The sequence below is a fragment of the Rhizobacter sp. P5_A1 genome (genome assembly GCF_056400745.1).
Window position 1 is genome coordinate 1 of sequence record NZ_JBFUKR010000021.1, and the last position, 26,918, is coordinate 26,918.

The following is a 26,918-nucleotide window of genomic DNA, read 5'->3' on the forward strand; positions in this document are numbered from 1 at the left end:
GGTGCGGTGTGCTGGCTGCCGTTCGTGCTTCTGATCGTCGTGTTCGTGCTCGGCTTCCTCGGGCTGGCCTACAGCATCTACCCGTTCGTCGTGATCGGCCAGCTGACGATCTGGCAGGCCGCGAGCAGCCCCGCGGCACTGAAGGTGATCCTGATCGGCGTGTGCATCTCGGTGCCGGCGATCGCCGGCTACACGGTGCTGTCGTACCGCGTCTTCCGCGGCAAGACCGGCGAGCTGAAGTACGCGTGATCGGGTACAACCGGAGCCCACCCTCGCGCACCGGAGCCGACACGATGATCATCACGAACCGTTTCAAGCAGGCCCTGAAAGAAGGCCGGCCGCAGATCGGGCTGTGGGCGAGCCTGGCCGACCCGTACGTCACCGAGGCGCTCGCGACGACCGGCTTCGACTGGCTGCTGCTCGACGGCGAACACGCACCGAACGACCTGCGCTCGACGCTGGGCCAGCTGCAGGCCGTCGCGCCGTACCCAACCCATCCGATCGTGCGCCCGCCGATCGGCGACCCGGTGCTGATCAAGCAGCTGCTCGAGATCGGCGCGCAGACCTTGCTGATCCCGATGGTCGAGAGCGCCGAGCAGGCCGCCCGGATGGTTGCCGCAACGCGCTACCCGCCGCGCGGCATCCGCGGCGTCGGCAGCTCGGGCGCGCGCTCGTCGCGCTGGGCCGGCGTGCCACGCTACGTGCACAGCGCCGACGACGAGATGTGCGTGCTGGTGCAGGTCGAAACCCGCACGGGCCTGGCGAACCTGGCCGAGATCGCCGCGGTCGACGGGGTCGACGGCGTGTTCTTCGGCCCGGCCGACCTGTCGGCGTCGCTGGGGTTTCTCGGCCAGCCGGCGCACCCCGAGGTCGTCGCGGCAATGACCGACGGCGTCGCGACGGTGCGCGCCGCAGGCAAGGCGCCCGGCATCCTGATGCTCGACAACGCCTCCTCGCAGTACTACCTGGATCGGGGCGCGCTGTTCGTCGCGGTCGGCGTCGACGCGATGCTGCTGACGCAGGCTGCGCGCGCGCTCGCCGCGGCGTTCAAGACCGGCGGCTGAGCAGCAGCTGTTTCTCGACCTCGGCCGGCGGCAACGCCCCCGGCACGCGCTTGCCGTCTTCGAACACCAGCGCCGGCGTGCCGTTGACGCGGTACTTCTTGCCCAGCGCGACATTGCGCTCCAGCGCCGACGTATCGCAGCTGCCCATGCTGCGCGGCGCGGCGGCGCCCTTGATCATCCAGTCGCGCCAGACGGCGCTGTTGTCCTTCGCGCACCAGATGTTCTTCGCCTTGTCGGGCGAATCGCCGCCGAGGATCGGATACAGGAAGGTGTAGACCGTCACGTCCTTGACCTGCTGCATCTCGGTCTCGAACTTCTTGCAGTAGCCGCAGTTCGGGTCGGCGAAGACGACGATCTTGCGTGCGCCGGTGCCCTGCTTCCAGACGATCGCGTCCTTCAGCGGCAGCGCTGCGAAATCGATCGCGGTGAGCTTGTCGATGCGCGCCTGGGTCACGTCGTGGCGCGTCTTCGTCTCGATGATGTTGCCCTGGATCACGTGATCGCCGCGCTCGTCGGTGTAGACGATCTCGGTGCCGATCCGGACCTCGTACAGCCCGGGGATCGGCGTCTTGTTGACCTCGTCGATCTTCGGGAAATCGGGCAGCCGCTCGGCCAGGTTCTTGCGGATCAGCGCCTCTTGCGCGAAGGCCGCGTGAGCGAGGCCCGCGGTCAGGGCCAGCGCGATGGTCGAGCGCAGCAGCAGGGTTTTCATGTCGGTCCCTCGGTCAGGAGTTCGGGGTATCGGGGTATCGGGAATTCAGGAGTTCAACGCCCGCGCGGTCAGCCAGCGCTTCAGCGGGGAGATGCCATTCACCAGAGTCAGGCCGCGGTTGCGAAGTTCCCGAACCGCGGGCGCGTCGTTCGAGAAAAGCCGCAGCAGGCCGTCGGTGAGCTGGCCCATCGCCCAGGTCTTTGCCACGCGCTCGCGCGCATAACGGCGCAGCAGCTTCTCGTCGCCGAGCGCGCGCCAGGGTTCGCGTTGCTCGATCACCTGGACGAGCGCGGCCACGTCGGCGAGGCCGAGGTTCAGGCCCTGCCCGGCGAGCGGATGCACCACGTGCGCGGCGTCGCCGAGCAGCACCCAGCCGGGGCCGCACCAGGCGCCCGCGTTCGCCAGCATCAGCGGCCACGCGGCGCGCTCGGAGGCCAGCGTCAGCGCGCCGGCCGCGCCGCCGGTGGCGAGCATCAGCTGCTGCTCGAACGCCGCCGGATCGAGCGCCAGCAATTCGGTCGCGCGCGCGTTCGGCAGCGACCAGACCAGCGCGAACGAGTGCCCGGGCTGCGGCGTGTCGAACGGCAGCAGCGCGAGCACGTCGGGCGCGCGGAACCACTGCCGCGCGATCCCCTGGTGCGCGCGCGAGCTCGTGAGCCGCGCGGCGATCGCCTGATGGCCGTACTCGACGCGTTCGAACGCGACGCCGAGCGCCGCGCGCGTCGCCGAGGCCTTGCCTTCGCACAGCGCGGTCAGCGGCGCGTAGACCGGGCGATCGCCGTCGATGACCGTGACGTGCGGCGCGAAGCGGATCGCCGCGGCGAGCTCGCGCTCGAGCACGGCGGCGTCGGTGATCCACGCGAGCGCGCTGACGTGCTGGCGCCAGGCCGAGAAATCGATCGCCGCATGGTGCGCGTCGCCCTGCACGTGCATGTCGAGCACCGGTGTCGCGGCATGCGCCGGCAGCGCCTCCCAGACCTTCAGGCCGCGCAGCAGTTCGACCGACGCGGCGTTCAGCGCATAGGCGCGCACATCGTCGCCGGCCGGTGCGCGCGCGCCCTCGGGCCGCAGCGCGACGCGCAGCCCGGCACGCGCGAGCGCCAGCGCGAGGCTGCGCCCGACGATGCCGGCACCGAGCACTTGCACGTCGAAGCTGTCCATGGCGGGCGATTGTAGGGATCGCCCGTCAGCCGCCCGGGGCACAATCGCCTCCTTTTTCGCCGCTTGGGGATCAACTCGGATGAACGGTGTCGCAGGGCAGCTGGAAGGCGGGAACGACGACGATCAGGCGACGCAGGCGTTGCGCATCGCGGCGCTGCATGTGTACCCGATCAAGTCCTGCGCCGGCATCGCGCTGAACGAAGCGCTGGTGATCGAGACCGGCATCGAGTTCGACCGCGCGTGGATGCTGGTCGACCCCGCGGGCCGGTTCGTCACGCAGCGCGAACTGCCGCGCATGGCGCTGGTGCAGCCGACGCTGAAGACCAGCGAGATGGTGCTGCGCGCGCCCGGCATGCTGGCGCTGCATGTCGCGCTCGATCGGGTCGAGACGCCGATGCGCGTGACGGTCTGGAAGGACGAGGTCGCCGCCTACGACATGGGTGACCTGTGCGCGCAGTGGTTCAGCGATTTTCTCGGCGGTCCGCCGGCGGGCCGCCCCAAGGCGGACACACCCCCCCGGGGGGGCGACGCCGAAGGCGTCTCGGGGGTCAAATTTCCTTTGCGTCTGGTGCGCTTCGACCCCGAGCAAAGGCGGCTGGCGGATCGCCGCTGGACCGGCACGTTCGAGGCCGAGAGCGCGTTCGCGGACGGCTTTCCGATCCTCGTGACCTCGGTCGCGGCGCTCGCCGAGCTGAACCGCCGCCTGCAGGCGCAAGGCCTGGCCGACGTGACGATGACGCGCTTCCGCCCGAACCTCGTGCTCGACGGCCTCGACGCGCACGGCGAGGACGCGCTCGACGAGATCGTGTTCGAGACCGACGCGGGCCCGGTGCGCCTGCGGCTCGTGAAGCCCTGCGGGCGCTGCACGATCCCCGACGTCGACCCGCTGACCGCGCAGACCGGCCATGCGGTCGCCGACACGCTCGCCGGCTACCGCGCCGACGCGCGGCTCGAGGGCCGGGTCACGTTCGGGATGAACGCGGTGATCGTCGAAGGCGTCGAGCGTGTGCTGCGCGTCGGCATGGCCGGCCGCGCGACGTTCAAGTTCGATTGATGCAGCGACTGAAGAACTGGCAGCTGCTGGCGATCTGCGTGCTCACCTGGGGCACGACCTGGTACGCGATCACGTTCCAGATCGGCCCTGTGGCGCCCGAAGTCGGCGTCGCATACCGCTTCGGGCTGGCCGGCGCGGTGGTGCTGGCGATGTGCCGCTGGCGCGGGCTGCCGCTGCGCTTCGGGCTGCGCGAGCACGCGCTGCTGGCACTGCAGGGCGGGTTCCTCTACGGCGTCTCGTACGTCTGCGTCTATCACGCCGAACGCTTCGTCGTGTCCGGCCTGGTCGCGGTCGGCTACTCGGCCTCGCCGCTGGCCAGCGGCCTCGGCGCGCGGCTGCTCTTCGGCACGCGGGTGACGCCGCGCTTCGTGATCGGCGGGCTGCTCGGCGTCGCCGGCGTCGCGCTGATCTTCTGGCCCGAGTTCGGCCGCGCCGCGGGCCGCAGCGGCGCGGCGCTCGGCGCGATCTTCACGCTCGCGTCGGTGCTGCTGTCCACCGTCGGCAGCCTGACCGCGAGCCGCAATCGCGCGAACGGTCTGCCGTTCTGGCCGGCGCTCGGGTTCGGCATGGTCTACGGCGCGCTGCTGTGCGCGGCAATCGCGTTCAGCCAGGGGCTGTCGTTCGTGCCGCCGGCGGAGGCCGCGTGGTGGGCCTCGCTGCTGTACCTGGCGCTGGCCGGTTCGGTGCTGACCTTCGCGTGCTTTCTGACGCTGCAACAGCGCATCGGCCCCGGGCCGACCGGCAGCATCGGTGTGATGACGCCACTGCTCGCGCTCGTGATCTCGATGGCGTTCGAGCGCTTCCGGCCCGATGCGCTGACACTCGCCGGCGCCGCGCTCGCGGTGGCCGGCAACGTGCTGATGCTGACGCGCGCCGCGCGTGCGGCGGCGAGCCGGACGGCCTGACGCGCCGCGTCGTCAGGCGCCGCGCGGCGGCAGCTGCCCGCGCGCCTGCAGTGCGCCGGCGCGCACGTGGCAACCTTCGAAGTGGTCGTTGACCAGCCCCATCGCCTGCATGAACGCGTAGACGGTGGTCGGGCCGACGAAGCTCCAGCCGCGCTTCTTCAGGTCTTTCGACATCGCGAGCGACTCGGGCGAGCTCGTCAGCGCGCGCAGCGCGGCGGGCGTCATCTTCTTCGGCCGTGTGCGCGCCGCGGGTTCGAAGCCCCACGCATACGCGGCGAGCGAGCCGAACTCGCGCCTCAGTTCGATCACGCGCTTCGCATTGTTGATCGTCGACTCGATCTTGCCGCGGTGCCGAACGATGCCGGCGTCGCCGAGCAGGCGCAGCACGTCGACCTCCTTGAAACGCGCGACCTGCTCGGCATCGAAGTTCGCGAACCCGCGGCGGAACGCTTCGCGCTTGTTCAGGATCGTGAGCCAGCTCAGGCCGGCCTGAAAGCCCTCGAGGCACAGCTTCTCGAACAGGCGCCGGTCGTCGGTGACCGGGAAGCCCCATTCCTCGTCGTGGTAGCGCTGGTAGACCTCGCTCGCCTGGCACCAGCGGCAGCGCGCGGCACCGTCGAGGGCGGTGAAGAGGCCGGTGTCTCGGGTCGTCATGGGCCGGGATTGTCGGCGAGGGCGCTCGCGATGCGCGAGAACGCACCGCGCAGCTCGCGCCACGGCGCCTCCGCGAGCGCCGCGGGCCGGCGCAGCGCTGCGTTGCCGGCACGCGCGAGGCGCGGGCCCTTGGCGGCGAACACGACACAGTTGCTGCCGTCGCGGTCGTCGACGCGCAGCACGCGCTGGCCGAAACTGCGGCCGATGCGATCGAGGTGCAACGCCAGCTGCGGGTGCCCGGCGTGCAGGTTCGCGACCAGCAGGCCGTCGGGCGTCAGCGCATCGAGGCAGTCGTCGTAGAAGCGCTGCGTGCCGAGCGCGGCCGGCATGCCGTCGGCGTCGAACGCATCGACCATCAGCACCTCGAAGCGTGCGTCGGTCTGCGCGACGAAGCGGGCGCCGTCGTCTTCGATCACGCGCAGGCGCGCATCGTCGGGCGGTACCTGGAACGCATCGCGCAGCGCGATCACGCGCGGGTCGATCTCCACCGCGAGCAACGAGACGCGCGGCAGGTGCCGGTGGCAGAACTTCACGATCGATCCGCCGCCCAGACCGATCAGCGCGAGGCGTTCGGCCGCGGGGCGAAACATCATCCAGCCCATCATCGTGCGCGTGTACTCGAGGGTCAGCGCGTCCGGCCGCCGGAGCTGCATGCGGCTCTGGATCGCGGAGCTCGAGAACTGCAGCGACAGCGCGTCGAGCTCCTCGCGCAGGTAGGGTGATGGCGCGTCGCTCACTGACCGTCAATCCGCCGTGTCGTCGTCCGGCCACGCCGCGGCATCCTCGGCCCAGACCTGCAGCGCCGCGCCGCGCCTCTTGAGCTGCGCAGCGAGCTTGGGCAGCGCATCGTCCGGCAGATGGGCCCAGGCGGGCGGCACATCGCCGCGGTCGAGCGATTCGCCGTGCAGCACCCAGCGCTTGCCGAACGCGCGCATCGCGTCGCGCGGGGTCGGCAGGTCGTGCGCGGCGAGCGCATCGGTCGGCAGATCGCCGGCGATGACCCACCAGCCGATCCATTCGGGCCGGTGCGCGCTCTCGACCGCCCACAGGCTCGCGTACGGCATCGCGAACCAGGCCGGCCGCTCGCCGATGCGGCCGTGCTCGGGCGCGAGCCGGTCGACGCAGGCGGCGACATCGACGGCGCGCTCGGCGCACCAGCGTTCCTCGTGGGTCAGGTCGGTACCGCCCACGTCAGGGGCGCCGCGGCGGCAGCGGGATGAATTCGGTCTCGCCGGGGACGCGCTCGAAACGCTGCGCCTCCCAGTCATCCTGGGCCTGCACGATGCGTTCCTTGCGGCTGGAGACGAAGTTCCAGACCATGAAGCGGTTGCCCAGCGGCATGCCGCCGACCAGCACGATGCGGCCGCCGCGCGGCGCGCTCAGCACCGGCTCGCTGCCGGGTTCGAGCACAACCATCGTGAACGCCGGCACCCGCTCGCCGTCGAGCTCGAAGTCATGGTCGACGCTGTACAGCGCGCGCTCCTCGGCGGCATCGGGAACCTTCAGCGTCGCGCCCGACGCGACCGCGAAGTTCAGATCCAGGTACAGCGTCGGCGACAGCGTGCGCACCGGCGAGCTCAAGCCGAACGCGCTGCCGATCAGCACGCGCACGAGCACGCCATCGACCTCGCGCGCCGGGATCTCGGCGCCCGGCACATGCTGGAAGCCGGGCCGGTCTTCCTCGCGCTCGGCCGGCACCGCGAGCCACAGCTGCAAGCCATGACTGCGGCGCTCGACGCCGAGGAGTTCCTTCGGCGTGCGCTCCGAGTGCACGATGCCGCGGCCGGCGGTCATCAGGTTGATCGCGCCGGGCTCGATGCGCTGCACGACGCCGGTCGAGTCGCGGTGCATCATCGCGCCCTCGAACAGGTAGGTCACGGTCGCCAGGCCGATGTGCGGATGCGGCCGAACGTCGTGGTTGTCGCCCGGGTGCGCGGTGATCGGTCCGAAGTGGTCGAAGAACACGAACGGGCCGACGGCCTGGCGCAGCGAGGACGGCAGCGACCGGCGGACCAGGAAGCCGCCGCCCAGGTCTTTCTCGTGGGGTTTCAGCGTCTGAAGTTCGGGCATGAAGGGCACTCCGGCAAGGCGTTCCGGCGAGTGTAGGTCGGTCGCCTAAAATCCGCCTTTCGCCCGAAAAGCCTGAAAGACCCCCAATGAGTTTGAAATGCGGCATCGTGGGCTTGCCCAACGTCGGCAAGTCCACCCTGTTCAATGCGCTGACGAAGGCCGGCATCGCGGCCGAGAACTATCCGTTCTGCACGATCGAGCCGAATGTCGGCATCGTCGAGCTGCCCGACCCGCGTCTCGACGAGCTGGCGAAGATCGTCAAGCCGGAGCGCATCGTGCCGGCGATCGTCGAGTTCGTCGACATCGCCGGGCTCGTCGCCGGCGCCTCGAAGGGCGAGGGCCTGGGCAACCAGTTCCTCGCGCACATCCGCGAGACCGATGCGATCGTCAACGTCGTGCGCTGCTTCGACGACGAGAACGTGATCCACGTCGCCGGCAAGGTCGATCCGATCTCCGACATCGAGGTGATCCAGACCGAGCTGTGCCTGGCCGACATGGGCACGGTCGAGAAAGGCCTGCACCGCTACAGCAAGGTCGCGCGCTCAGGCGACAAGGAAGCGCAGAAGATCGTCGACGTGCTGACCAAGTGCATGGCCGCGCTGAACGAAGGCAAGCCGGTGCGCACGATCGCGTTCGGCAAGGAGGAGGTCGCGCTCGTCAAGCCGCTGTGCCTGATCACCGCGAAGCCGGCGATGTTCGTCGGCAACGTCGACGAGAACGGCTTCGAGAACAACCCGTACCTCGACAAGCTGCGCGCCTACGCGCAGGGCCAGGGCGCGCCGGTCGTCGCGATCTGCGCGAAGACCGAGGCCGAGCTCTCGGAGATGAGCGATGAAGACCGGCTGATGTTCCTGTCCGAGATGGGCCAGACCGAGCCCGGGCTGAACCGGCTGATCCGCGCCGCCTACACGCTGCTCGGCCTGCAGACCTACTTCACCGCCGGCGTCAAGGAAGTGCGGGCGTGGACGATCCATGTCGGCGACACCGCGCCGCAGGCGGCCGGTGTGATCCACACCGACTTCGAGCGCGGCTTCATCCGCGCGCAGACGATCGCGTTCGCCGACTTCATCGCGTTCAAGGGCGAACAAGGCGCGAAGGACGCCGGCAAGATGCGCGCCGAAGGCAAGGACTACGTCGTGAAGGACGGCGACGTCCTGAACTTCCTGTTCAACGTGTAGGCCGCGCCACGGACGGCGAATTGTTTCAACGAATTGCCGACCGAGGCGCCGCGCTGGCGCCGCGGGCCGCGCAGAATCGGGCTCTCTGACACCGGCCTTGGGCCCGACGCTTGGCCATCACCACGCCCACCGACAAGACGCTGCACTGGACGGCCGCCTTCGCGCTGACCGCGCTGGGCTACGCGCTGGCGGGCATCGCGGCGCTGCCGCTGGCGATCCCGCCCGGCTACTCGACCCCGCTGTACCCGGCCGCCGGCGTCGCGCTCGCCTGCACGCTGATCTTCGGTTGGCGCATGCTGCCGGCGATCGCGCTCGGTTCGCTGTGTGTCAACCTGGCCGTGGCGCTGCAGGCCCGGCCATTCGGCGTGGCGATGCTGCCGGTACCGCTGGCGATCGCGCTCGGTGCGACGCTGCAGGCCTTCGTCGGCGCGCTGCTGGTCAAACGCTACGTGCAGCAGCCGCTGACGCTCTCCGAGCCGCGCGACATCGGCGCCTTCCTGATCGCTGGCGCCGTCTCGTGCCTGGTCAACCCGTTCATCGCGAACCTCGCGCTGTGGCTCGCCGGCACCGTGGCGAGCGCCGATCTGCCGTTCAGCTGGGCGACCTGGTGGCTCGGCGACCTGCTCGGCGTGCTGATCGCGACGCCGATCGTGCTGACACTGCTCGGCCGGCCGCGCGACGCCTGGGCGCCGCGCCGCCTGAGCGTCGGGTTGACGCTGGTGCTGGTGACGCTGCTGCTCGGCCTGGGCATTCGCCAGATCGTGCAGTGGAACAGCGAGCGGGTGCAGACCGCCTTCGACCACGACGCCACGAATGCGGTGCAGGCACTCGGCGCCCAGCTGCGTGAACCGCTGCAGGCACTGGAGGCGCTGAACGGCGTCTTCGTCGCCTCCGAAGACGTCAACGCCGCCGAGATGCGTCTGGCCACGCGCGCCTGGCTCGCGCCCGGCCGCCTGCAGGCGATGACCTGGACCGAGCGCGTACAGCGCGCCGAGCTGCCCGCGTTCGAAGCGAAGGTGCGGGCCGAACCCGGCATGGAGCATTTCAAGGTGTTCGATCGCCGCGACGCGAACTTCGAGCCCGGTGACGACATGCTGGCGATTCGCTACATCGAGCCGCTCGTCGGCAACACCGGTGCGGTCGGCGTCAACGTGATGTCGGTCGCGCCGGCGCGCGCCGCGGTCCAGACGACGCGCGACACCGGGCGGCCCGCGGCGAGCGCCGGCTTCCGACTCACGCAGCAGGCGGCGAACGAGAACCAGCTCGGGGTCGTGATCTACCAGGCCGTCTACGTGCCGCGCGTACCGACCGAAGCGCAGCGCGCCGCCGCGATGCGCGGCACCGTCTCGGTGGTGCTGCGCATGGACGATCAGCTGAAGGCGCTTGCACCGCAGCTGCCGCCTTACCTGATGCTGTGCCTGCTCGACGTGAGCCCGGGCGCAGCACCGCGGCGCCTCGCCGGCGCGCCGGGCTGCGAGGCACCGCCCAAGACCCGGATGCAGCTCGTGCGCGCGCTGCCCTATGCGGGCCGGCAATGGGAGGTGCGCGTGACCCCGGCGCCGGGGATACTGCCGAAGGTGCACAGCGCCGACGTCTGGCTGTTCGCGCTGGTCGGCCTGCTGTCGACCTCGGTGCTCGGCGGCTTCCTGCTGACGGTGACCGGCCGCACGCGACGCATCGAGACGGCGGTGCGCGAACGCACCGCGGCGCTGCAGGCCGAGGTGCACGAGCGCGAGGCCGCGGAGAGTGCACTGCGCGAGAGCGAGCAACGCTTTCGCAACATCCTGAACAACGTGCCGATCGGCGTGATCTACACCGACCTGCGTGGCAACGTGAAGCAGGCCAACCCGCGCTTCTGCGAGCTCACCGGCTACAGCGCCGACGAGCTGCTGCGCATGAGCCTGTCCGACTACACGCACCCCGAGGACATGCTGCAGGACGTCGAGCTGATGGCGCAGCTGGTGCGCGGCGAGATCCCGATGTACCGTCGCCACAAGCGCTACATCGCGAAGCACGGCGCGACCGTGTGGGTGCAGGCCACCGTCTCGCTGCTGCGCGATGCGAACGCGCGGCCGCGCAGCATCGTCGGCGTGGTCGAGGACATCACCGAGCACCTCCGCCTCGAGGAGGCCGAGCGCGCGCGCGAGGCCGCCGAGGCTTCGAACCGCGCGAAGAGCGAGTTCCTGTCGCGCATGAGCCATGAGCTGCGCACGCCGCTGAACGCGATGCTCGGCTTCGCGCAGCTGCTCGAGCTCGACCCGCGGCACCCGCTGACCGACGCGCAGCGCCCGTGGGTGACGCAGATCCAGCAGGCCGGCTGGCACCTGCTCGAGATGATCAACGACGTGCTCGACCTCTCGCGCATCGAATCGGGCAACCTGCGGCTGCAGATCGAGACGCTGAACCTGACCGAGCTGCTCGACGCGACGATCGCAATGGTCGAAGGCGAGGCGCACAGCCGCCGGATCGCGGTCTCGCAGGCGCTGGCGCCCGGCACCGCGACCGTGCTCGGCGACTCGACGCGCGTGAAGCAGATCCTGACGAACCTGCTGAGCAACGCGGTCAAGTACAACACCGAAGGCGGGCAGATCCACATCACGAGCCGGCTCGTCGGCACCGACGCGGTCGAGATGGTCGTGACCGACACCGGCCTGGGCATGACGAGCGAGCAGCTGGCCGAGCTGTTCCAGCCCTTCAACCGCCTGGGCCGCGAACGCTCGGTGCAGCAGGGCACCGGAATCGGCCTGGTGATCAGCCAGCGCCTGGCCGAGCTGATGGGCGGCTCGCTGCGCGCGCGCAGCGTCGCCGGCCAGGGCTCGGCCTTCATCCTGACGCTGCCCTGCTCCATCGACCCCGACACCGTGCGCTCCGATCTCGATGCGCTCGCGCCGACCGCGGCCGAATACCACCGGCGGCTCGTCCACTACGTCGAGGACAACGAGACCAACGTCGAGGTGATGCGCGGCATCCTCGCGCAGCGCCCGCAGGTGGAGATGCAGATCTCGGTGACCGGCCTCGACGGCCTCGCGGCGATCCGCGCCCAGCGGCCCGACCTGATCCTGCTCGACATGCACCTGCCCGACATCAACGGCATGGAGCTGCTGCGTCATCTGAAGCAGGACCCGTACACGCGCGACATCCCGATCGTCGTGGTCTCGGCCGATGCGCTCGCACAGCAGATCGCCGCTGCGTTCGAGGCGGGCTGCTCGCACTACCTGACGAAACCGGTCAGCGTCTCCGAATTGCTGAGCATCGTCGACGACCTGCTCGAGCGGGTCGACACAAAATTCGGTTGAGCACTCAGGCCGAGGCGTCGAGCCCGGCGTTGCCCTGCACGCCGATCAGCGCGGGCCGGGACGGCATGCGCGACTGGACGACCTTCCGATCGCGCAACCAGGTCTCGACGATGTCCCAGATCGGCTCGCCGGTGACCCCCTCGGCGACCGGCGCCCAGCCGGCCACCTTGTAGAGCTTGTCGGCCGCGAGCGGCCGGCCCTTCAGGCGCAGGTTCGAGATGCGCGCGCCGGCCCGCGCATTCGGCGTGCAGCTGTACTCGAGCCCGCCGACGCGCACCATGTCGCCGCCCTGCTGGTAGTACGGATCGGGGTTGAACAGGTTGTCGGCGACGTCTTCGAGGATCGACTTGATCGTCGCGCCGCTGATCTCTGCCAGCGTGCTCGTCGGGTACGTGATCGCGAGCTGGTCCATCATCAGCTCGCGCGTGATCGGCTGGCCCGGCAGCAAGGTCGTGCCCCAGCGGAAGCCCGGCGAGAACGCGATCTCGGCGCCCTTGACCTGCATCAGCGCGTCGATGATCAGCTGATCCCAGCTGCCGTTGAAATTGCCGCGCCGGTACAGCAGCCCCTCGGTGACCGCGAGTTGCTCGTCGAGCCGGGCCTGGAACGGCGCACGAGCGCTGTCGATGTGGGCCTGCATCGCGGCATCGGCCGGCAGCAGGTTCGCGAACACCGGCAGCAGGCGGTAGCGGAAGTCGCGCATCCGGCCGCCCTGCACGTCGACATCGAGCACCGCGAGGAACTTGCCGTTCGAGCCGGCGTTGGTCACCAGCGTCTGGCCCGACGCGTTCTTCACGATCACCGGCGCCGGCACGCCGTCGTGCGTGTGACCGCCGAGGATCGCATCGAGGCCGGTGATGCGGCGCGCGAGTTTGAGGTCGACGTCCATGCCGTTGTGCGACAGCAGCACCACGAGCTGTGCGCCCTTCGCGCGCGCTTCGATGATGAGCTTCTGCAGGTTCTCTTCCTGGATGCCGAAGGTCCAGTCGGGCACGAAGTGGCGCGGGTTCGCGATCGGCGTGTACGGGAAGGCCTGGCCGATCACGGCGACCGGCACGCCGCCGAGCACGCGCATCACGTACGGCGCGAACACCGGGTCGCCGAAATCGGCGGTCTTGATGTTCTGCGCGACGAACGCGATGCGGTCCTTGAAATCGGTCGCGACGATCGACTGCACGCGCGCGGCGCCCAGCGTGTGCTCCCAGTGCGAGCTCATCACGTCGACACCGAGCAGCTTGCAGGCGTCGACCATGTCCTGGCCCTTCGTCCACAGCGCGGTCGCCGAGCCTTGCCAGGTGTCGCCGCCGTCGAGCAGCAGCGCATTCGGGCGCGACGCGCGCAGCCGCTTGACGAGCGTCGCGATGTGCGCGAAGCCGCCGACGCGGCCATAGGTGCGTGCCGCCTGCGTGAAATCGAGGCAGGTGAACGCGTGCGCCTGCGCGCTGTGCGGCGCGATGCCGAAGGCCCTCAGCAGATGCTCGCCGACCAGGTGCGGCGCCTGGCCCGCCGCGGCGCCGACGCCGAGGTTCACGCTCGGCTCGCGAAAGTACGACGGCAGCAGCTGCGCGTGGCAGTCGGTGAAGTGCAGCAGGCTGACGTTGCCGAAGCTCGGCACGTCGTACAGACGCTGCGCGGTTGTGGGTTCAGCCGCGAGCACGCCGCGGCCATCGAGCGCCAGGCCGGCCGCCGACGCGTACGCCAGCAGCTGCAGGAACTCGCGGCGGGCCAGGCTCATGGTCGGTGCCGACGAACCCTGCGCCGCGGACGCCTCAGGCCGCGAGCGCCGGCACGCCCGGCTGGTGCTCGCCGCCGAGCGCGTCGATCAGGTCGGGGATCAGCTTGCCGAGCTCGCCGGTCGCGATCGCAGCATCGGCGTCGAAGGCTTCGTCCTTGGCCGGCTTGCCCGCGCCCTCGAACACACCTTCGAGGAACGCGATCTTCTTGACCTGCATCGCCTCGGTCAGCAGCAATGAAACGCGGCCCTGCCAGGTCAGCGCGAGCTGCGTCGGCAGCTTGCCGGCGGCAATGTGCTGGCGCACCTCGTCGATGTCGAGCGCATGGCGCGCGTAGCGCACCGCCGACTTGCTCTCGTCGGCCGATTTCAGCTCGCATTCGCGGTCGATGCTGAAACCGGCCGGCGCCTCGCCGGTCGTCAGCCATTCCGACATCGCCGCGGCCGGCGACTGCGCGGTGTGCAGCGGCGTCAGTGCCAGACCGGCCAGCGCCTTGACCAGCTGCGTGACGACCTCGTCGGCCTTCGCCGGGCTGCTCGCATCGATCATCAGCAGGCGGTCTTTCGGGTTCAGCCAGACCTTGATCGCGGCCTGCTTCGTGAAGGCCTGCGGCAGCAGCTCGAGGACGACCTCGTCCTTCAGTTCCTTCGTCTGCTTCTTGCCGGGCTTGCGGCCGGTGGCCTGCTCGATCTGCGCGGCGCGCGCATCGACGCGGCGCTTGATCACCGCCGACGGCAGCACGCGCTGCTCGATCACGAGCTTCATCAGCCATTGACCGGCAATCGATTCGACCAGCGGGCCGTGCGCCTGGCCGCGCGGCGGCGCCCAGCCGGCGGCGAGCGGCTGCGTCGGCCCGCACTCCACGAAGATCATCTTGTCGAGGCCGGCTTCGAGCTCGGCGCTGTTGGCGGCCCAGCCCGGGCCGATGCGGTACACGATCAGGTTCTTGAGCAAAGAGGCCTCTTGTCTGGATGCGCCCGGCGCCATTCGGCCGGGCAAACGGAGGCGCGATTGTCCACCACCACGCCACGCGGGCGGCGTCAGTGCCGAGCGCTCGTCAGGGCCTTCGCGGCGCGCACGATCGCGGCCGCATCGACGCCGAAGAACGCGCGCAGTTGCGCTCGCGTGTCGCTGCGGCCGAAGCCGTCGGTGCCGAGCGTCAGGTAGCGGCGGCCCGCGGGCAGGAACGCGCGCACGCTTTCAGGCAGCGCGCACACGTAGTCGGTCGTCGCGATGATCGGGCCGGCGCTGCGCGCGAGTTGCTGCGCGATGAACGGCAGCGCGGCGGCCTCGCCGACCAGCGTCGCATCGTCGCGCAGCGCGGCTGCCTGCCAGGCGCGGCCGTCGCGCGCGAGCTCGCTCCAGCTCGTGACGCTGAAGACCTCGACCGCGAAGCCTTCGCCGGCGAGCTGCCGCGCGGCGCGCGCGACCTCGATCAGGATCGCGCCGGAGCCGAGCAGCGTCAGCGCCGGCCCGCTCGGCGGCGCGCCGCTTTCGCCCTTCCATCCGTCGTAGCGATAGCAGCCGCGCAGCACGTCGGCGTGGTGCTCGGCCGGCAGGCTCGGCTGCGCGTAGTTCTCGTTCATCAGCGTGACGTAGTAGAAGACGTCCTGCTGCTCGACCAGCATCGCGCGGATGCCGGCATCGACGATCACCGCCATCTCGCCGGCGAACGCCGGGTCGTAGGCCTTGCAGTTCGGGATCGTCGCGGCGACCAGGTGGCTCGTGCCGTCCTGGTGCTGCAACCCTTCGCCGCCGAGCGTCGTGCGACCCGAGGTTGCCCCCAGCAGGAAGCCGCGGGCGCGCTGGTCGGCGGCGGCCCAGATCTGGTCGCCGACGCGCTGGAAGCCGAACATCGAGTAGTAGATGTAGAACGGCAGCATCGCCAGGCCGTGCACGCTGTAGCTCGTCGCCGCGGCCGTCCAGCTCGCGATCGCGCCGGCCTCGCTGATGCCTTCCTCGAGGATCTGGCCGTCGGTCGCCTCGCGGTAGCTGAGCACCGAGCCGATGTCTTCCGGCGCGTAGCGCTGGCCGACGCTCGAATAGATGCCGACCTGCTTGAACAGGTTCGCCATCCCGAAGGTGCGCGCCTCGTCGGCGACGATCGGCACGACGCGCGGGCCGAGCGTCGCGTCTTTCAGCAGGTTGGCGAGCAGGCGCACGAAGGCCATCGTCGTGCTCATCTCCTTGCCCGCGGCGTTGACGGCGAAGTCGGCGTAGGCGCCGAGCGCCGGCACCGCGACCGGCGCGCAGGCCGTCTCGCGGCATGGCAGCGAGCCGCCGAGCGCGGCGCGGCGCGCCTTGAGGTAGCGCATCTCGGCGCTGTCGTCGGCGGGGCGGTAGAACGCGAGCGAGGTCGCCTGTTCGTCCGTCAGCGGCAGGTTGAAGCGGTTGCGAAATTCGATCAGGTCGACGCTCTCGAACTTTTTCTGCGAATGCGTCGTCATGCGTCCCTGGCCGGCGCTGCCCATGCCGTAGCCCTTCTTCGTGTGGGCCAGGATCACGCTCGGCCGGCCGCGGTGCGCGGCGGCCGCGGCGTAGGAGGCGTGGATCTTCACGAGATCATGGCCGCCGCGCTTGAGCCGGTCGATCTGCTCGTCGGTCATGCCTTGCGCGAGGCGCTGCAAGGCTTCGTTCTGGCCGAAGAAGTTGTCGCGGTTGTAGCGGCCGTCCTTCGCGGCGAAGGTCTGCATCTGGCCGTCGACGGTGTTCGCGAAAGCGCGCGCGAGCGCGCCACCGGTGTCGCGCGCGAACAGGCCATCCCAGTCGCTGCCCCAGACCAGCTTGATGACGTTCCAGCCGGCGCCGGCGAAGAGCTTCTCGAGCTCGTCGATGATGCGGCCGTTGCCGCGCACCGGGCCGTCCAGGCGCTGCAGGTTGCAGTTGACGACCCAGACGAGGTTGTCGAGCTTCTCGCGTGCGGCCAGCGTCAGCGCGCTCATCGATTCGGGCTCGTCCATCTCGCCGTCGCCGAACACGCCCCAGACTTTCCGTTCGGCGCAGTCGAGCAGGCGGCGGTGCGTCAGGTAGCGCATAAAACGCGCGTGGTAGATCGAGCTGATCGGGCCGATGCCCATGGAGCCGGTCGGGAACTGCCAGAAGTCGGGCATCAGGTACGGATGCGGGTAGCTGCTCAGGCCACGCGCCCCGCGGCCGCCGTGCGCGGCCGAAGCGCTGAGCTCCTGGCGGTAGTGCGCCAGGTCGTCCTCGCCGAGCCGGCCTTCGAGAAACGCTCGCGCATAGACGCCGGGCGCGCTGTGCGGCTGGAAGAAGACCAGGTCGCCGCCATGCGCCGCGCTGCGCGCGTGGAAGAAGTGGTTGAAGCCGGCCTCGAACAGATCGGCGGCGCTCGCGTAGCTGGCGATGTGGCCGCCGAGCTCGCCGTACGAATGGTTCGCGCGCACCACCATCGCGAGCGCGTTCCAGCGCATCAGCGACGCCAGCCGCTCCTCGAGCGCGAGGTCGCCCGGAAACGCTGGCTGCGCGTCGACCGCGACCGTGTTGACATAGGGCGTCGAGAGCTCGGGCGCCCAGCCGATGCGCTGCTGGCGCGCGAGCTGCGCCAGCTCGTCGAGGATCTGGCGCGCGCGCTGCGGTCCGTGCGCGGCGAGCAGCGCACTGAACGCATCGCGCCATTCGGCGCTTTCGGCCGGATCGGGGTCGGCGGCCGGGTCGGTCTGCCGGTGCGCATCGGGCGCTTCGGGGAGGGCGTTCATGCAGGCACTTTAGCCGCACGCCGGCTCCGTCGGGCACGTCGCCCACGCGCCGTATCGAGCCCACATTTGTCAGCGCTCGCTCACTAGCAAGGCTTTACGAATCTTGATGTTTTGCGCGGAGTCAGGCAATCCCGGCGATAGGAGATCGCAATCAGCACTCCCGGACATCGAGTGCTAATATGCGCGGAACTTGAAAGGAGTTCGGAGTGTCTGATTTCTCCATGAACACAACCCCTGCTGCTGCTCTGACCCTGCGCGACCCCTGGGCGCTGGTGCCGTCCCTGGGCAATCTCGACGCCTACATCACCGCCGCGAACCGCGTGCCGCTTTTGACGCACGAGGAAGAGGTCGCGTACGCGACCCGCCTGCGTGCCACCGGCGACCTCGAAGCCGCCGGAAAGCTCGTGCTGTCGCACCTGCGCCTGGTCGTCTCGATCTCGCGCAAGTACCTCGGCTACGGACTGCCGCACGGCGACCTGATCCAGGAAGGCAATGTCGGCCTGATGAAGGCCGTGAAACGTTTCGACCCCGACCAGGGCGTGCGCCTGGTCAGCTACGCGATGCACTGGATCAAGGCCGAGATTCACGAGTACATCCTGAAGAACTGGCGCATGGTCAAGGTCGCGACGACCAAGGCGCAGCGCAAGCTGTTCTTCAACCTGCGCTCGATGAAGCAAAGCCTGAAGGGCGACGCGCTCGACATCGACACGCACCGCAGCACGCTGACGCAACGCGAGGTCGACACGCTCGCGCGCACCTTGAACGTCAAGCGCGAAGAGGTGCTCGAAATGGAGACGCGCCTGTCCGGCGGCGATGTCGCGCTCGAACCGCAGACCGACGACAGCGAAGAGAGCTTTGCGCCGATCGCCTACCTGGCCGACGAGGCGAGCGAGCCGACGCGCGTGCTGGAGGCACGCAACCGCGACTGGCTCGCCGGCGACGGCATCGCGATGGCGCTCGATGCGCTCGACGCGCGCAGCCGGCGCATCGTCGAAGAGCGCTGGCTGAAGGTCAACGACGACAGCTCGGGCGGCATGACCCTGCACGACTTGGCGGCCGAGTACGGCGTCAGCGCCGAGCGGATCCGCCAGATCGAGGTCGCCGCGATGAAGAAGATGCGCAAGGCGCTGGCAGAAAGCGTGTAAAGGTCTCTGCGGACAAGAAACGGCCCTTCGGGGCCGTTTTGCTGGGCGCTCGCGGCGACGGCTTCAGCCGCGTGCGAGCAGCGCCTTGATGTCGGCCGTCAGCCCTTCGGCACCGGCGCCGTAGCGCTCGAACAGCCTCACGTTGCCTTTCGCATCGAAGACGTAGGTGCCGGCCGAATGGTCCATCGTGTAGCTGCCCTCGGTCTTGCCCGGCACCTTGGCGAAATAGACCTTGAACTCCTTCGCGGTCGTCTGCGTCTGCTCGAGCGTGCCGCGCAGCGCGACGAAGCTCGGGTCGAAGCTGGCTATGTACGACTTGAGGATCTCGGGTGTGTCGCGCTCGGGGTCGATCGTGATGAAGACCGCCTGCAGCTTGTCGGCGTCGGCCCCCAGCGCCTTCTTGACCAGCGCGAGCTCGGCCATCGTCGTCGGGCAGACATCGGGGCACTGCGTGTAGCCGAAGAACACGACCGTGACCTTGCCCTTGAAGTCGCCGAGCGTGCGCGGCTGGCCGTTCACGTCGGGCAGCGCGAGCGCGCGGCCGTAGTCGGCGCCGGTGATGTCGGCGCCGCGGAACGGCGGCTCGGCCTTCGCGCCCAGCCCGAGCTTGTCGCAGCCGGCGAGTGCCACGCACAGCGCGGCGGTGGTGAACAACATCGATCGGCGTGAGCGGGTCACAGCATCGGCCTCAGGTAGTGATCGATCAGCAGCGCGGCGAACAGCAGCGACAGGTAGACGATCGAATAGCGGAAGGTCCTGCGCGCGAGCGCGTCGGAGTATGAGCGCCACAGCTTCCACCCGTAGCCGACGAAGCCGGCGTTCAGCAGCACCGCCGCGACGAGGTAGACCGCGCCGCTCATGCCCTGGATGAACGGCAGCAAGCTGCCGGCGAACAGCACCAGCGTGTACAGGAACACATGCAGCCGCGTGAACTCGGCCCCGTGCGTGACCGGCAGCATCGGCAGGCCCGACTTGCGGTAATCCTCGGCGCGGTACAGCGCGAGGGCCCAGAAGTGCGGCGGCGTCCAGAGAAAGATGATCAGGCACATGATCAGCGCCTCGGCGCCGACATCGCCGCGGATCGCGGCCCAGCCCAGCACCGGGGGCATCGCGCCCGAGGCACCGCCGATCACGATGTTCTGCGGCGTCATCGGTTTCAGCAGCACGGTGTAGATCACCGCGTAGCCGACGAAGGTCGCGAAGGTCAGCCACATCGTCAGCGGGTTCACGATGAAGTACAGCAGCGCACTGCCGGCCGCACACAGCAGCGCCGAGAAGCTCAGGGTCTGGACGTTGCTGAGCTGGCCGCGCGCGGTCGGCCGCCACGCGGTGCGCGCCATGCGGGCGTCGATGCGCTGCTCGACGACGCAGTTGAAAGCAGCCGCGGCGGCGGCGACCAACCAGATGCCGGCGGTCGCGGCCAGGGCAACCTTGGGGTCCGGCACGCCGGGCACGGCCATCAGCATGCCGATCACCGCGCAGAACACGATCAGCTGCACGACGCGCGGCTTGGTCAGCGCATAGAACTGGCGCGCGCGCGACGGCAGCGAACTGCTGCCGACGGCGGCGGTGGAGGGGGCGACGGTATCGGTCATGGGCGGTGCGGACTGCGCATTTTACGGAGCCGCCCGCATCGGCCGATTCGGCAGACCCTGATGCGCCTGTGCCGGCGCGGTGCGGCGCGCCCGCGTCAGCAGCATCGCGAGCAGCGTGACCCACGCCGCCGCACCCGCAGTGTGGGCCACCGCGCCGAGCAGCGGCCAGCCGAGCACGACGTTGCTGAGGCCCGTCGCAAGCTGCCACAGCGCGATCGCGGCGACGCCCTGCGCCCAGCGGCGCAGTGCCGGCGCTCCGCTCGCGTGCAGCTGCCAGGCGAACAGCGCCATCCCAAGCAACACGACATAGGCGCCGAGCCGATGCATATAGTGGATCGCGGTCAGCGCGGCGAACGGCAGGAAGCCGCCGTCCTTGCCGGCGCCGAGCTCGCGCAGCAGCGCGAAGCCGTGCTCGAAGTCCATCGTCGGCCACCAGGCGCCCTGGCAGGTCGGGAAGTCGCGGCAGGCGAGCACCGCGTAGTTGGTGCTGACCCAGCCGCCCAGCGCGATCTGCAGCACGCTGAGCGCCGCGAGCACGATGGCCGCGCCGTACAGGCGCGGCGGCAGTGCCAGCGGCGTGCGCCGGTAGTGCTCCTTCTGCACCGCGAGCAGCGCCAGCAGCGCCAGCCCGCCGAGCAGGTGCGCGGTGACGATCAGCGGGTACAGCTTCATCGTCACTGTCAACGCGCCGAACGCGCCCTGCACGCAGACCCAGACCAAGGTCGCGGTCGCCCACCACGGGGAGATCGGCAGATGGCGGCGGCGCGCGGCGAGCCAGCTGAGCAGCGCGAGCAGCGCAATCAGCGCACCGACGCCGGTCGCGAGGTAGCGGTGGATCATCTCGATCCAGGCCTTCGGGTGCGTGACAGGCCCGCTCGGCAGTGCCGTCTGCGCCGCGCCGATCTGCGCGCCCGCACCGAGCGGGCTCGCGCTGGCGTAGCAGCCCGGCCAATCGGGGCAGCCGAGGCCCGAATCGGTCAGGCGCGTGAACGCGCCGAACAGCACCAGATCGAAGGTCAGGAACAGGGTCAGCACGGTCAGCGCCTGCAGCCGCGCCGCCGGGCCCTTCGTGCGGTCGCGCCGCCAGACCCACGCGAACGGCAGCAGCGCGAGCAGCGCGCCGAGCGCGAGGATCGCGAGCAGCGGCGCCAGATCGTAGGGCGCGGGGTTCATCGCCGCATTCAAAAGGTCAACGCCCTGCCCGATCCCACCCGGCCGACGCACGCAGCAGCTTCTCGACATCGCGCTTGAGCTTCGCCGGCTCCGGATTCGGCGGCACCCGCATCATCCAGTTGCCCAGCGGGTCGACGATGTAGAGGTGGTCTTCGAGCGCCTGGCCGGCGGCCGGCTGCAGCCACTGTGCAATGGCGGCGGCCGGTGCACGCAGCACCGTCGCCTCGGTGTTCGTCGTGACGCCCTGCAAGGTCTGCGGCCGCGGCATGCCGGCATCGTCGATCAGCCAGACCTTGTCGATGCGGTCTTTCTCGCGGCCGAGCGTCTCGCGCAGCTGGCGCTGCACCCACAGGTGCTTCTCGCAGGCGGCGTCGCAGGCCGCGGCCGAGACGACGACGAGCAGCCACTGGCCCTTCAGCGTCTCGGCGCGCACCGCGGTGCCGTGCAGGTCGGTCAGCGGTAGCTCGGCAGGGATCGGCCGCAGCGGCTGGATCAGCTCGCTGTAGTTGGTGCGGCCCTCGGGACGGATCACGAAGTAGGTCAGGTACGACGCGATCACCGGCGCCGCGCAAACCGCGAGCACGAGCAGCATCTTCAGCCGGCCACTTTTCGTGCGGCGCGCGGCATCGCCATCGAGCGCCGGCGCCGGCATCGAATGCACCGTGAGGCCCAGCGGCGAGTCAGGGCCGGGCATCGCTGCGCTGGAGCCGGGGACGGACGAGTTGGAACCAGACATACAAACCTGCCATCAGCGCACCGAGCGCGAACCACTGGAACGCGTAGCCATAGTGCTTTTGAACATCGACCGCGGGGCGCGGCCATTGGCGCAGCAGGCCGTCGCCAGCGGCGCTTGCCGAATCGGCCTGCTGCACCGACAGGGGCGCGAGCAGCAGACCGGTCTCGAGCCTGAACTCGCCGAGGTCGAGATTCTGCCGGATCACGCCCGTCGTCGACGGCGCGAACTCGTACAGCCGCGCCGGCGGCGGGGCGATGTGGCCGTCGACGTCGACGATGCCGGGCGGTGTCGCGATCGTCGGCAGCAGCGTGCGCTCGCGCAGGTCGCGCGGCACCCAGCCGCGCTGCACCAGCACGACATCGTCGCGCTCCTCGAGCCGCAGCGGCGTGACGAGGTAGAAGCCGACGCGCCCTGCCATCTGGCGGTTCTCGAGGAACACGTTGCGCTCGGGCAGCCAGCGCCCGCGCAGGTGCACCGGGCGGTAGTGCTGCGGCTCGGCCTGCTCGGCCGTGCGTGCCAGGTCGGATGCGGTCAGCGTGCTCAGCCGCGCGCGCGATTCGAGCGCGTCCTGCAACGCGATCTTCTGCGCCGCGCGACGCAGTTGCCAGGCGCCGAGGTTCGCGGTGACGATCACGCCGGCCAGCGCCGCGGCCAGCACGAGTGCGGCGCGCGCGTTCTTGCTCAGCGCCATCGCAGGAAACCCCGCGGCGGATAATCGAGCCGCATGAAATACCTGATCGGATTCGCCTTCGCCGGCATCCTCGGCGCGCTCGCGCTGGCCGGCGTGTTCATGATGCGCGATGGCCGCGACGGCAAGCCGAAGACCGGCAACATGATGCGTGCGCTGGCGGTGCGAGTCGGCTTGTCGGTGCTCTTGTTCGCGTGCATCGTCTTCAGCTGGTGGGCCGGCTGGATCGAGCCGACGGGCATCCCGCTCGGCAGGTGATCGACCCAAAAGCAAACGCCGCGTTCAGCGGCGTTTGTTGCGTGACGCGCGCTGCGGGCCGAGCGCCGGGCCGCCCCAAGCCGGCCCGCATCCCCTCGGGGGATCGGCCGACGTACCCGTCGGCCGAGGGGCTCACTACAACCAGTACACGACGATGTAGAGGCCGAGCCAGACCACGTCGACAAAGTGCCAGTACCACGCGGCCCCCTCGAAGCCGAAGTGACGCTGCGGCGTGAAATGGCCCTTCATCAAGCGAATCGTGATGAACAGCAGCATCAGCATGCCGACGAACACGTGGAAGCCGTGGAAGCCGGTCAGCATGAAGAAGGTCGAGCCGTAGGCACCCGACGAGAGTTTCAGGTTCAGCTCGGTGTACGCGTGGTGGTACTCGAAGATCTGGAAGCCCAGGAAGGTGATGCCCAGCAGCACCGTGATCCACATGAACGCGATGCAGCGCATGCGGAGGTTCGCCACCAGCGCGTGGTGCGCGATCGTCAGCGTCACGCCCGAGCTCAGCAGCAGCAGCGTGTTGATCGTCGGGATCGGCCACGGGCCCATCGTCGTGAACGGGTCCACGATGTTGGCCGGCGAACCGGTGCTGCCGACGCCCGAGCTCGGCCAGATCGCGCGGAAGTCGGGCCAGAGCACCGCGTTCTCGAGGCTGCCCAGGCTCGGCAGCGCGTGCAGGCGGGTCCAGAACAGCGCGCCGAAGAACGCGCCGAAGAACATCACCTCGGAGAAGATGAACCAGCTCATGCTCCAGCGGAACGAGACATCGATCCGGTCGCTGTACAGGCCGCCCTCGCTCTCGCCGATGGCGGTGCGGAACCAGCCCTGCAGCACGAAGGCCCAGATCGCGAAACCGGCCAGCAGCACCCAGGCGGCCCAGTCGTGCCCGTTGACCCACTGGCCCGCGCCGAAGATGACCAGCAACAGGCCGAACGCCGCCTGCACCGGGAAGTGCGAGGGTGCGGGGACGAAGTAGTAAGGCGCCTTGCCGTGAGTAGTCGCTGCCGACATGTTTTCTCCTGGAATCTCGGTATTTCGAATCTTGCTTGAAGCTATTTGGCCGCGCCGCTGGCCAACACCCAGTTCACCAGCAACAGCAGCACGAGGATGAACAGCAGCGCGCCGACCACGCCGGCGATGACCAGGTGCACCGGGTTCAGCTGGGTCGCGTCCTTCTCGAGGTCGCGGCCCTTGCGCACGCCGAAGAACGACCACGCGACCGCCTTCATCGTCTGCATGAACGAACCCTTGCGCCTGACCGCTTCGCGCAGGCCGCCGCTCATGATCGCGCGTCCTTCGGCGCGGTCAGCGTCGCCGCGGCGGCGCGGCCGGCCGGCTCCGGCGGCACCGTGCCGCCGACCTCGAAGAAGGTGTACGACAGCGTGATCGTCTTGACGTCTTTCGAGAGCTTGGGGTCGATCACGAACACGACCGGCCACTGCTTCGCTTCGCCCGGCTTCAGCGTGTACTGGTTGAAGCAGAAGCACTCGATCTTGTTGAAGTACGGCATCGCCTGCATCGGCGCATAGCTCGGGATCGCCTGCGCGGCCATGGTCCGGTTCTGCACGTTGCGGAAGCTGTACATCACGGTCGTCAGCTCGCCCGGATGCACCTCGACCGAGCGCTTCTCGGGCGCGAACTCCCAGGGGCCACGCGAGTTCGCATCGAACTCGATCGTGATCGTGCGGCTCGTGTCGACCTGCGTGTTCTTCGCGACGTCGGCGCGCTTGCCGCCTTGCACGTCGATCTCGGCCAGCGACAGCACATTGACGCCGAGCGCCGAGCAGATCGTGTTGTAGATCGGCACCAGCGCATAACCGAAGCCGGCCATCACGGCCGCCACGACGACGAGCTTGCCGAGCATGCGCCGGTTGTCGCGGCGCAGTGCGGCGTCGCGTTCGGGCTGGGGCTTGGGAGCGTCGGACATGGACTGGGAGAGCGGCTCGAGCTCACATCCCGATCAGTGCGCTCTTCGCGATGAAGCCGACGAAGATCGCGACCGCGATCGCACCCAGGATCAGCCCCAGGCGCTGGTTGCTCTTCTTTTGCTCGGGCGTCATCGCAGGCTCCGTCAGGCCAGGATCTTGGTCGCCGAGGCGTTCAGCTTCGGCGGGTTCTCGAAGGTGTGGAACGGTGCCGGCGACGGCACTTCCCACTCGAGGCCCTCGGCGCCTTCCCACGGCTGCTGCGGTGCCGGCTGGCCCTTCCCGCGCATCATCGGCACGACGATGAACAGGAAGAAGTAGACCTGCGCGAAACCGAAGAAGAAGGCCCCGACCGATGCGAGCATGTTGAAGTCGGCGAATTGCATCGGGTAGTCGGCATAGCGGCGCGGCATGCCGGCAAGGCCGAGGAAGTGCATCGGGAAGAACGTGACGTTGAACGAGATCAGCGACCACCAGAAGTGCAGCTTGCCGCGCCCTTCGCTGTACATCACGCCGGTCCACTTCGGGCCCCAGTAGTAGACGCCGGCGAAGAGCGCGAACAGCGAACCCGCCACCAGCACGTAGTGGAAGTGCGCGACGACGTAGTAGGTGTCCTGCAGCTGGATGTCGATCGGCGCCATCGCCAGGATCAGGCCGGTGAATCCGCCCATCGTGAACACGAACAGGAACCCGACCGCGAACAGCATCGGCGTCTCGAAGGTCATCGAGCCGCGCCACATCGTCGCGGTCCAGTTGAAGATCTTCACGCCGGTGGGCACCGCGATCAGCATCGTCGCGTACATGAAGAACAGCTGGCCCGTGACCGGCATGCCGGTCGTGAACATGTGGTGCGCCCACACCATGAACGACAGGATCGCGATCGACGAGGTCGCATACACCATCGAGGTGTAGCCGAACAGGCGCTTGCGCGCGAACGCCGGAATGATCGCGCTGACGATGCCGAAGGCCGGCAAGATCATGATGTAGACCTCGGGGTGGCCGAAGAACCAGAAGATGTGCTGGTACATCACCGGGTCGCCGCCGCCGGCAGGGTTGAAGAAGTGGGTGCCGAAGTGGCGGTCGGTCAAGGTCATCGTGATCGCGCCGGCGAGCACCGGCATCACCGCGATCAGCAGGTAGGCGGTGATCAGCCAGGTCCAGCAGAAGAGCGGCATCTTCATCAAGGTCATGCCCGGTGCGCGCATGTTCAGCACCGTGACGATGATGTTGATCGAGCCCATGATCGAGCTCGCGCCCATGATGTGCATCGCGAAGATGCCCGCGTCCATCGACGGGCCCATCTGCAGCGTCAGCGGCGCGTACAGCGTCCAGCCGGCGGCGGGTGCGCCGCCGGGCATGAAGAACGAGCCGACCAGCATGATCGCGGCCGGGATCAGCAGCCAGAAGCTGAAGTTGTTCATGCGCGCGAACGCCATGTCGGCCGCGCCGATCTGCAGCGGGACCATCCAGTTCGCGAAGCCGACGAAGGCCGGCATGATCGCGCCGAACACCATGATCAGCCCGTGCATCGTCGTGAACTGGTTGAACATCTGCGGGTTCACGAACTGCAGCCCGGGCTGGAACAGCTCGGCGCGGATCAGCAGCGCGAGCACGCCGCCAACCATCAGCATCGTGAACGAGAACAGCAGGTACATCGTGCCGATGTCCTTGTGGTTCGTCGCGTACAGCCAGCGGCGCCAGCCGTGCGGCGCGCCGTGCTCGTGCTCGTCGTGTGCGTGGCCGTGGCCGGGGTGGTCGATGACTGCGCTCATGGCAATTCCTGTTTCCTGTACGACTGTTTCTGGTTCGCTGTCGCGGCGGCCGGCATCGGCTGCACCGCGCTGTT

The 26,918-nt window shown here is 69.2% G+C and carries 27 protein-coding genes; 8 read left to right on the forward strand and 19 right to left on the reverse strand.

Going from position 1 to position 26,918, the window contains the following annotated elements; genetic code table 11:
* Positions 1 to 249 (forward strand): cytochrome d ubiquinol oxidase subunit II (locus AC1DTW_RS20385; RefSeq protein ID WP_477982412.1); only part of this gene is annotated, 249 nt, incomplete at its 5' end.
* Positions 250 to 293: 44 nt separating this feature from the next.
* Positions 294 to 1,064, forward strand: a complete 771-nt coding sequence (gene hpaI / locus AC1DTW_RS20390) for a 4-hydroxy-2-oxoheptanedioate aldolase (protein WP_477983209.1) — start codon at positions 294 to 296, stop codon at positions 1,062 to 1,064.
* Here the strand turns inward: hpaI and AC1DTW_RS20395 are convergent.
* Both AC1DTW_RS20395 and AC1DTW_RS20400 read right to left on the reverse strand, forming a co-directional pair.
* On the reverse strand, positions 1,048 to 1,776 hold the full coding sequence (locus AC1DTW_RS20395) for a DsbC family protein (protein ID WP_477983210.1): 729 nt from the start codon (positions 1,774 to 1,776) through the stop codon (positions 1,048 to 1,050). The genes hpaI and AC1DTW_RS20395 overlap by 17 nt on opposite strands.
* Positions 1,777 to 1,821: 45 nt before the next feature.
* Positions 1,822 to 2,937, reverse strand: coding sequence for an FAD-dependent monooxygenase (locus tag AC1DTW_RS20400; protein WP_477983211.1), 1,116 nt, complete (start codon positions 2,935 to 2,937; stop codon positions 1,822 to 1,824).
* Positions 2,938 to 3,016: 79 nt separating this feature from the next.
* On the opposite strand from AC1DTW_RS20400, the gene AC1DTW_RS20405 reads away from it, so the two are divergent.
* Both AC1DTW_RS20405 and AC1DTW_RS20410 read left to right on the forward strand, forming a co-directional pair.
* Positions 3,017 to 3,991, forward strand: a complete 975-nt coding sequence (locus tag AC1DTW_RS20405; protein ID WP_477983212.1) for an MOSC domain-containing protein — start codon at positions 3,017 to 3,019, stop codon at positions 3,989 to 3,991.
* Entirely contained in the window at positions 3,991 to 4,896 is a 906-nt protein-coding gene (locus AC1DTW_RS20410) for a DMT family transporter (RefSeq protein ID WP_477983213.1), read from the forward strand. The genes AC1DTW_RS20405 and AC1DTW_RS20410 overlap by 1 nt, the downstream gene beginning before the upstream one ends.
* 12 nt (positions 4,897 to 4,908) lie before the next feature.
* Here AC1DTW_RS20410 and AC1DTW_RS20415 read toward each other — a convergent pair whose 3' ends face one another.
* From AC1DTW_RS20415 to AC1DTW_RS20430, 4 genes are read right to left on the reverse strand one after another with little or no spacing between them, the layout of a single operon-like run.
* Positions 4,909 to 5,550: a DNA-3-methyladenine glycosylase I gene (locus AC1DTW_RS20415; protein ID WP_477983214.1), complete on the reverse strand. Its 642-nt coding sequence runs from the start codon at positions 5,548 to 5,550 to the stop codon at positions 4,909 to 4,911.
* On the reverse strand, positions 5,547 to 6,287 hold the full coding sequence (locus tag AC1DTW_RS20420) for a fused MFS/spermidine synthase (RefSeq protein ID WP_477983215.1): 741 nt from the start codon (positions 6,285 to 6,287) through the stop codon (positions 5,547 to 5,549). The genes AC1DTW_RS20415 and AC1DTW_RS20420 overlap by 4 nt, the downstream gene beginning before the upstream one ends.
* A 6-nt stretch (positions 6,288 to 6,293) precedes the next feature.
* Positions 6,294 to 6,740, reverse strand: a complete 447-nt coding sequence (locus tag AC1DTW_RS20425) for a DUF4826 family protein (protein ID WP_477983216.1) — start codon at positions 6,738 to 6,740, stop codon at positions 6,294 to 6,296.
* A gap of 1 nt (position 6,741) precedes the next feature.
* Positions 6,742 to 7,620 (reverse strand): pirin family protein, encoded by an 879-nt coding sequence (locus AC1DTW_RS20430; protein WP_477983217.1) that lies wholly within the window; start codon positions 7,618 to 7,620, stop codon positions 6,742 to 6,744.
* A gap of 86 nt (positions 7,621 to 7,706) precedes the next feature.
* Between AC1DTW_RS20430 and ychF the strand changes: the two genes are divergently transcribed.
* Positions 7,707 to 8,798 carry a redox-regulated ATPase YchF gene (gene ychF, locus AC1DTW_RS20435; protein WP_477983218.1) on the forward strand — a complete coding sequence of 364 codons (1,092 nt, stop codon included), beginning with the start codon at positions 7,707 to 7,709 and terminating at the stop codon, positions 8,796 to 8,798.
* A gap of 110 nt (positions 8,799 to 8,908) precedes the next feature.
* Positions 8,909 to 12,094 (forward strand): CHASE domain-containing protein, encoded by a 3,186-nt coding sequence (locus AC1DTW_RS20440; RefSeq protein WP_477983219.1) that lies wholly within the window; start codon positions 8,909 to 8,911, stop codon positions 12,092 to 12,094.
* A 4-nt stretch (positions 12,095 to 12,098) separates the two neighbouring features.
* Here the strand turns inward: AC1DTW_RS20440 and soxB are convergent, their stop codons facing one another.
* From soxB to mdeB, 3 genes are all read right to left on the reverse strand, one after another.
* Positions 12,099 to 13,829 carry a thiosulfohydrolase SoxB gene (gene soxB / locus AC1DTW_RS20445; RefSeq protein ID WP_477983220.1) on the reverse strand — a complete coding sequence of 577 codons (1,731 nt, stop codon included), beginning with the start codon at positions 13,827 to 13,829 and terminating at the stop codon, positions 12,099 to 12,101.
* 34 nt (positions 13,830 to 13,863) lie between these two features.
* Positions 13,864 to 14,781, reverse strand: coding sequence for a recombination-associated protein RdgC (locus AC1DTW_RS20450; protein WP_477983221.1), 918 nt, complete (start codon positions 14,779 to 14,781; stop codon positions 13,864 to 13,866).
* A gap of 86 nt (positions 14,782 to 14,867) precedes the next feature.
* Positions 14,868 to 17,543, reverse strand: coding sequence for an alpha-ketoglutarate dehydrogenase (mdeB, locus tag AC1DTW_RS20455; RefSeq protein ID WP_477983222.1), 2,676 nt, complete (start codon positions 17,541 to 17,543; stop codon positions 14,868 to 14,870).
* Between the two features lie 221 nt (positions 17,544 to 17,764).
* Between mdeB and rpoH the strand changes: the two genes are divergently transcribed.
* On the forward strand, positions 17,765 to 18,688 hold the full coding sequence (rpoH, locus tag AC1DTW_RS20460; protein ID WP_477983223.1) for an RNA polymerase sigma factor RpoH: 924 nt from the start codon (positions 17,765 to 17,767) through the stop codon (positions 18,686 to 18,688).
* A gap of 63 nt (positions 18,689 to 18,751) precedes the next feature.
* Here the strand turns inward: rpoH and AC1DTW_RS20465 are convergent, their stop codons facing one another.
* The 5 genes from AC1DTW_RS20465 to AC1DTW_RS20485 are packed head-to-tail and all read right to left on the reverse strand — an operon-like array spanning position 18,752 to position 22,883.
* Entirely contained in the window at positions 18,752 to 19,345 is a 594-nt protein-coding gene (locus AC1DTW_RS20465) for an SCO family protein (protein ID WP_477983224.1), read from the reverse strand.
* 17 nt (positions 19,346 to 19,362) lie between these two features.
* Positions 19,363 to 20,283, reverse strand: coding sequence for a heme o synthase (gene cyoE, locus AC1DTW_RS20470; protein WP_477983225.1), 921 nt, complete (start codon positions 20,281 to 20,283; stop codon positions 19,363 to 19,365).
* A gap of 21 nt (positions 20,284 to 20,304) precedes the next feature.
* Positions 20,305 to 21,456, reverse strand: a complete 1,152-nt coding sequence (locus AC1DTW_RS20475) for a COX15/CtaA family protein (RefSeq protein WP_477983226.1) — start codon at positions 21,454 to 21,456, stop codon at positions 20,305 to 20,307.
* Between the two features lie 16 nt (positions 21,457 to 21,472).
* Positions 21,473 to 22,150, reverse strand: coding sequence for an SCO family protein (locus AC1DTW_RS20480; protein ID WP_477983227.1), 678 nt, complete (start codon positions 22,148 to 22,150; stop codon positions 21,473 to 21,475).
* Entirely contained in the window at positions 22,137 to 22,883 is a 747-nt protein-coding gene (locus AC1DTW_RS20485) for an SURF1 family protein (protein ID WP_477983228.1), read from the reverse strand. Before AC1DTW_RS20485 ends, AC1DTW_RS20480 begins: the two co-directional genes overlap by 14 nt.
* A gap of 33 nt (positions 22,884 to 22,916) precedes the next feature.
* On the opposite strand from AC1DTW_RS20485, the gene AC1DTW_RS20490 reads away from it, so the two are divergent.
* Complete coding sequence (locus AC1DTW_RS20490) at positions 22,917 to 23,138, forward strand: twin transmembrane helix small protein (RefSeq protein ID WP_477983229.1); 222 nt, start codon at positions 22,917 to 22,919, stop codon at positions 23,136 to 23,138.
* Between the two features lie 135 nt (positions 23,139 to 23,273).
* On the opposite strand, the gene AC1DTW_RS20495 is transcribed toward AC1DTW_RS20490, so the two are convergent.
* From AC1DTW_RS20495 to ctaD, 5 genes are read right to left on the reverse strand one after another with little or no spacing between them, the layout of a single operon-like run.
* Positions 23,274 to 24,158, reverse strand: coding sequence for a cytochrome c oxidase subunit 3 (locus tag AC1DTW_RS20495; protein WP_477983230.1), 885 nt, complete (start codon positions 24,156 to 24,158; stop codon positions 23,274 to 23,276).
* Positions 24,159 to 24,199: 41 nt separating this feature from the next.
* Positions 24,200 to 24,430: a DUF2970 domain-containing protein gene (locus AC1DTW_RS20500; protein ID WP_477983231.1), complete on the reverse strand. Its 231-nt coding sequence runs from the start codon at positions 24,428 to 24,430 to the stop codon at positions 24,200 to 24,202.
* Positions 24,427 to 25,074 carry a cytochrome c oxidase assembly protein gene (locus tag AC1DTW_RS20505; RefSeq protein WP_477983232.1) on the reverse strand — a complete coding sequence of 216 codons (648 nt, stop codon included), beginning with the start codon at positions 25,072 to 25,074 and terminating at the stop codon, positions 24,427 to 24,429. The genes AC1DTW_RS20500 and AC1DTW_RS20505 overlap by 4 nt, the downstream gene beginning before the upstream one ends.
* A 22-nt stretch (positions 25,075 to 25,096) precedes the next feature.
* The gene (locus AC1DTW_RS20510; protein WP_477983233.1) at positions 25,097 to 25,207 is read right to left on the reverse strand and encodes a cytochrome oxidase small assembly protein; all 111 of its coding nucleotides are present in this window, start codon (positions 25,205 to 25,207) and stop codon (positions 25,097 to 25,099) included.
* Between the two features lie 11 nt (positions 25,208 to 25,218).
* Positions 25,219 to 26,844, reverse strand: coding sequence for a cytochrome c oxidase subunit I (ctaD, locus tag AC1DTW_RS20515; protein ID WP_477983234.1), 1,626 nt, complete (start codon positions 26,842 to 26,844; stop codon positions 25,219 to 25,221).
* Between the last annotated feature and the right edge of the window lie 74 nt (positions 26,845 to 26,918).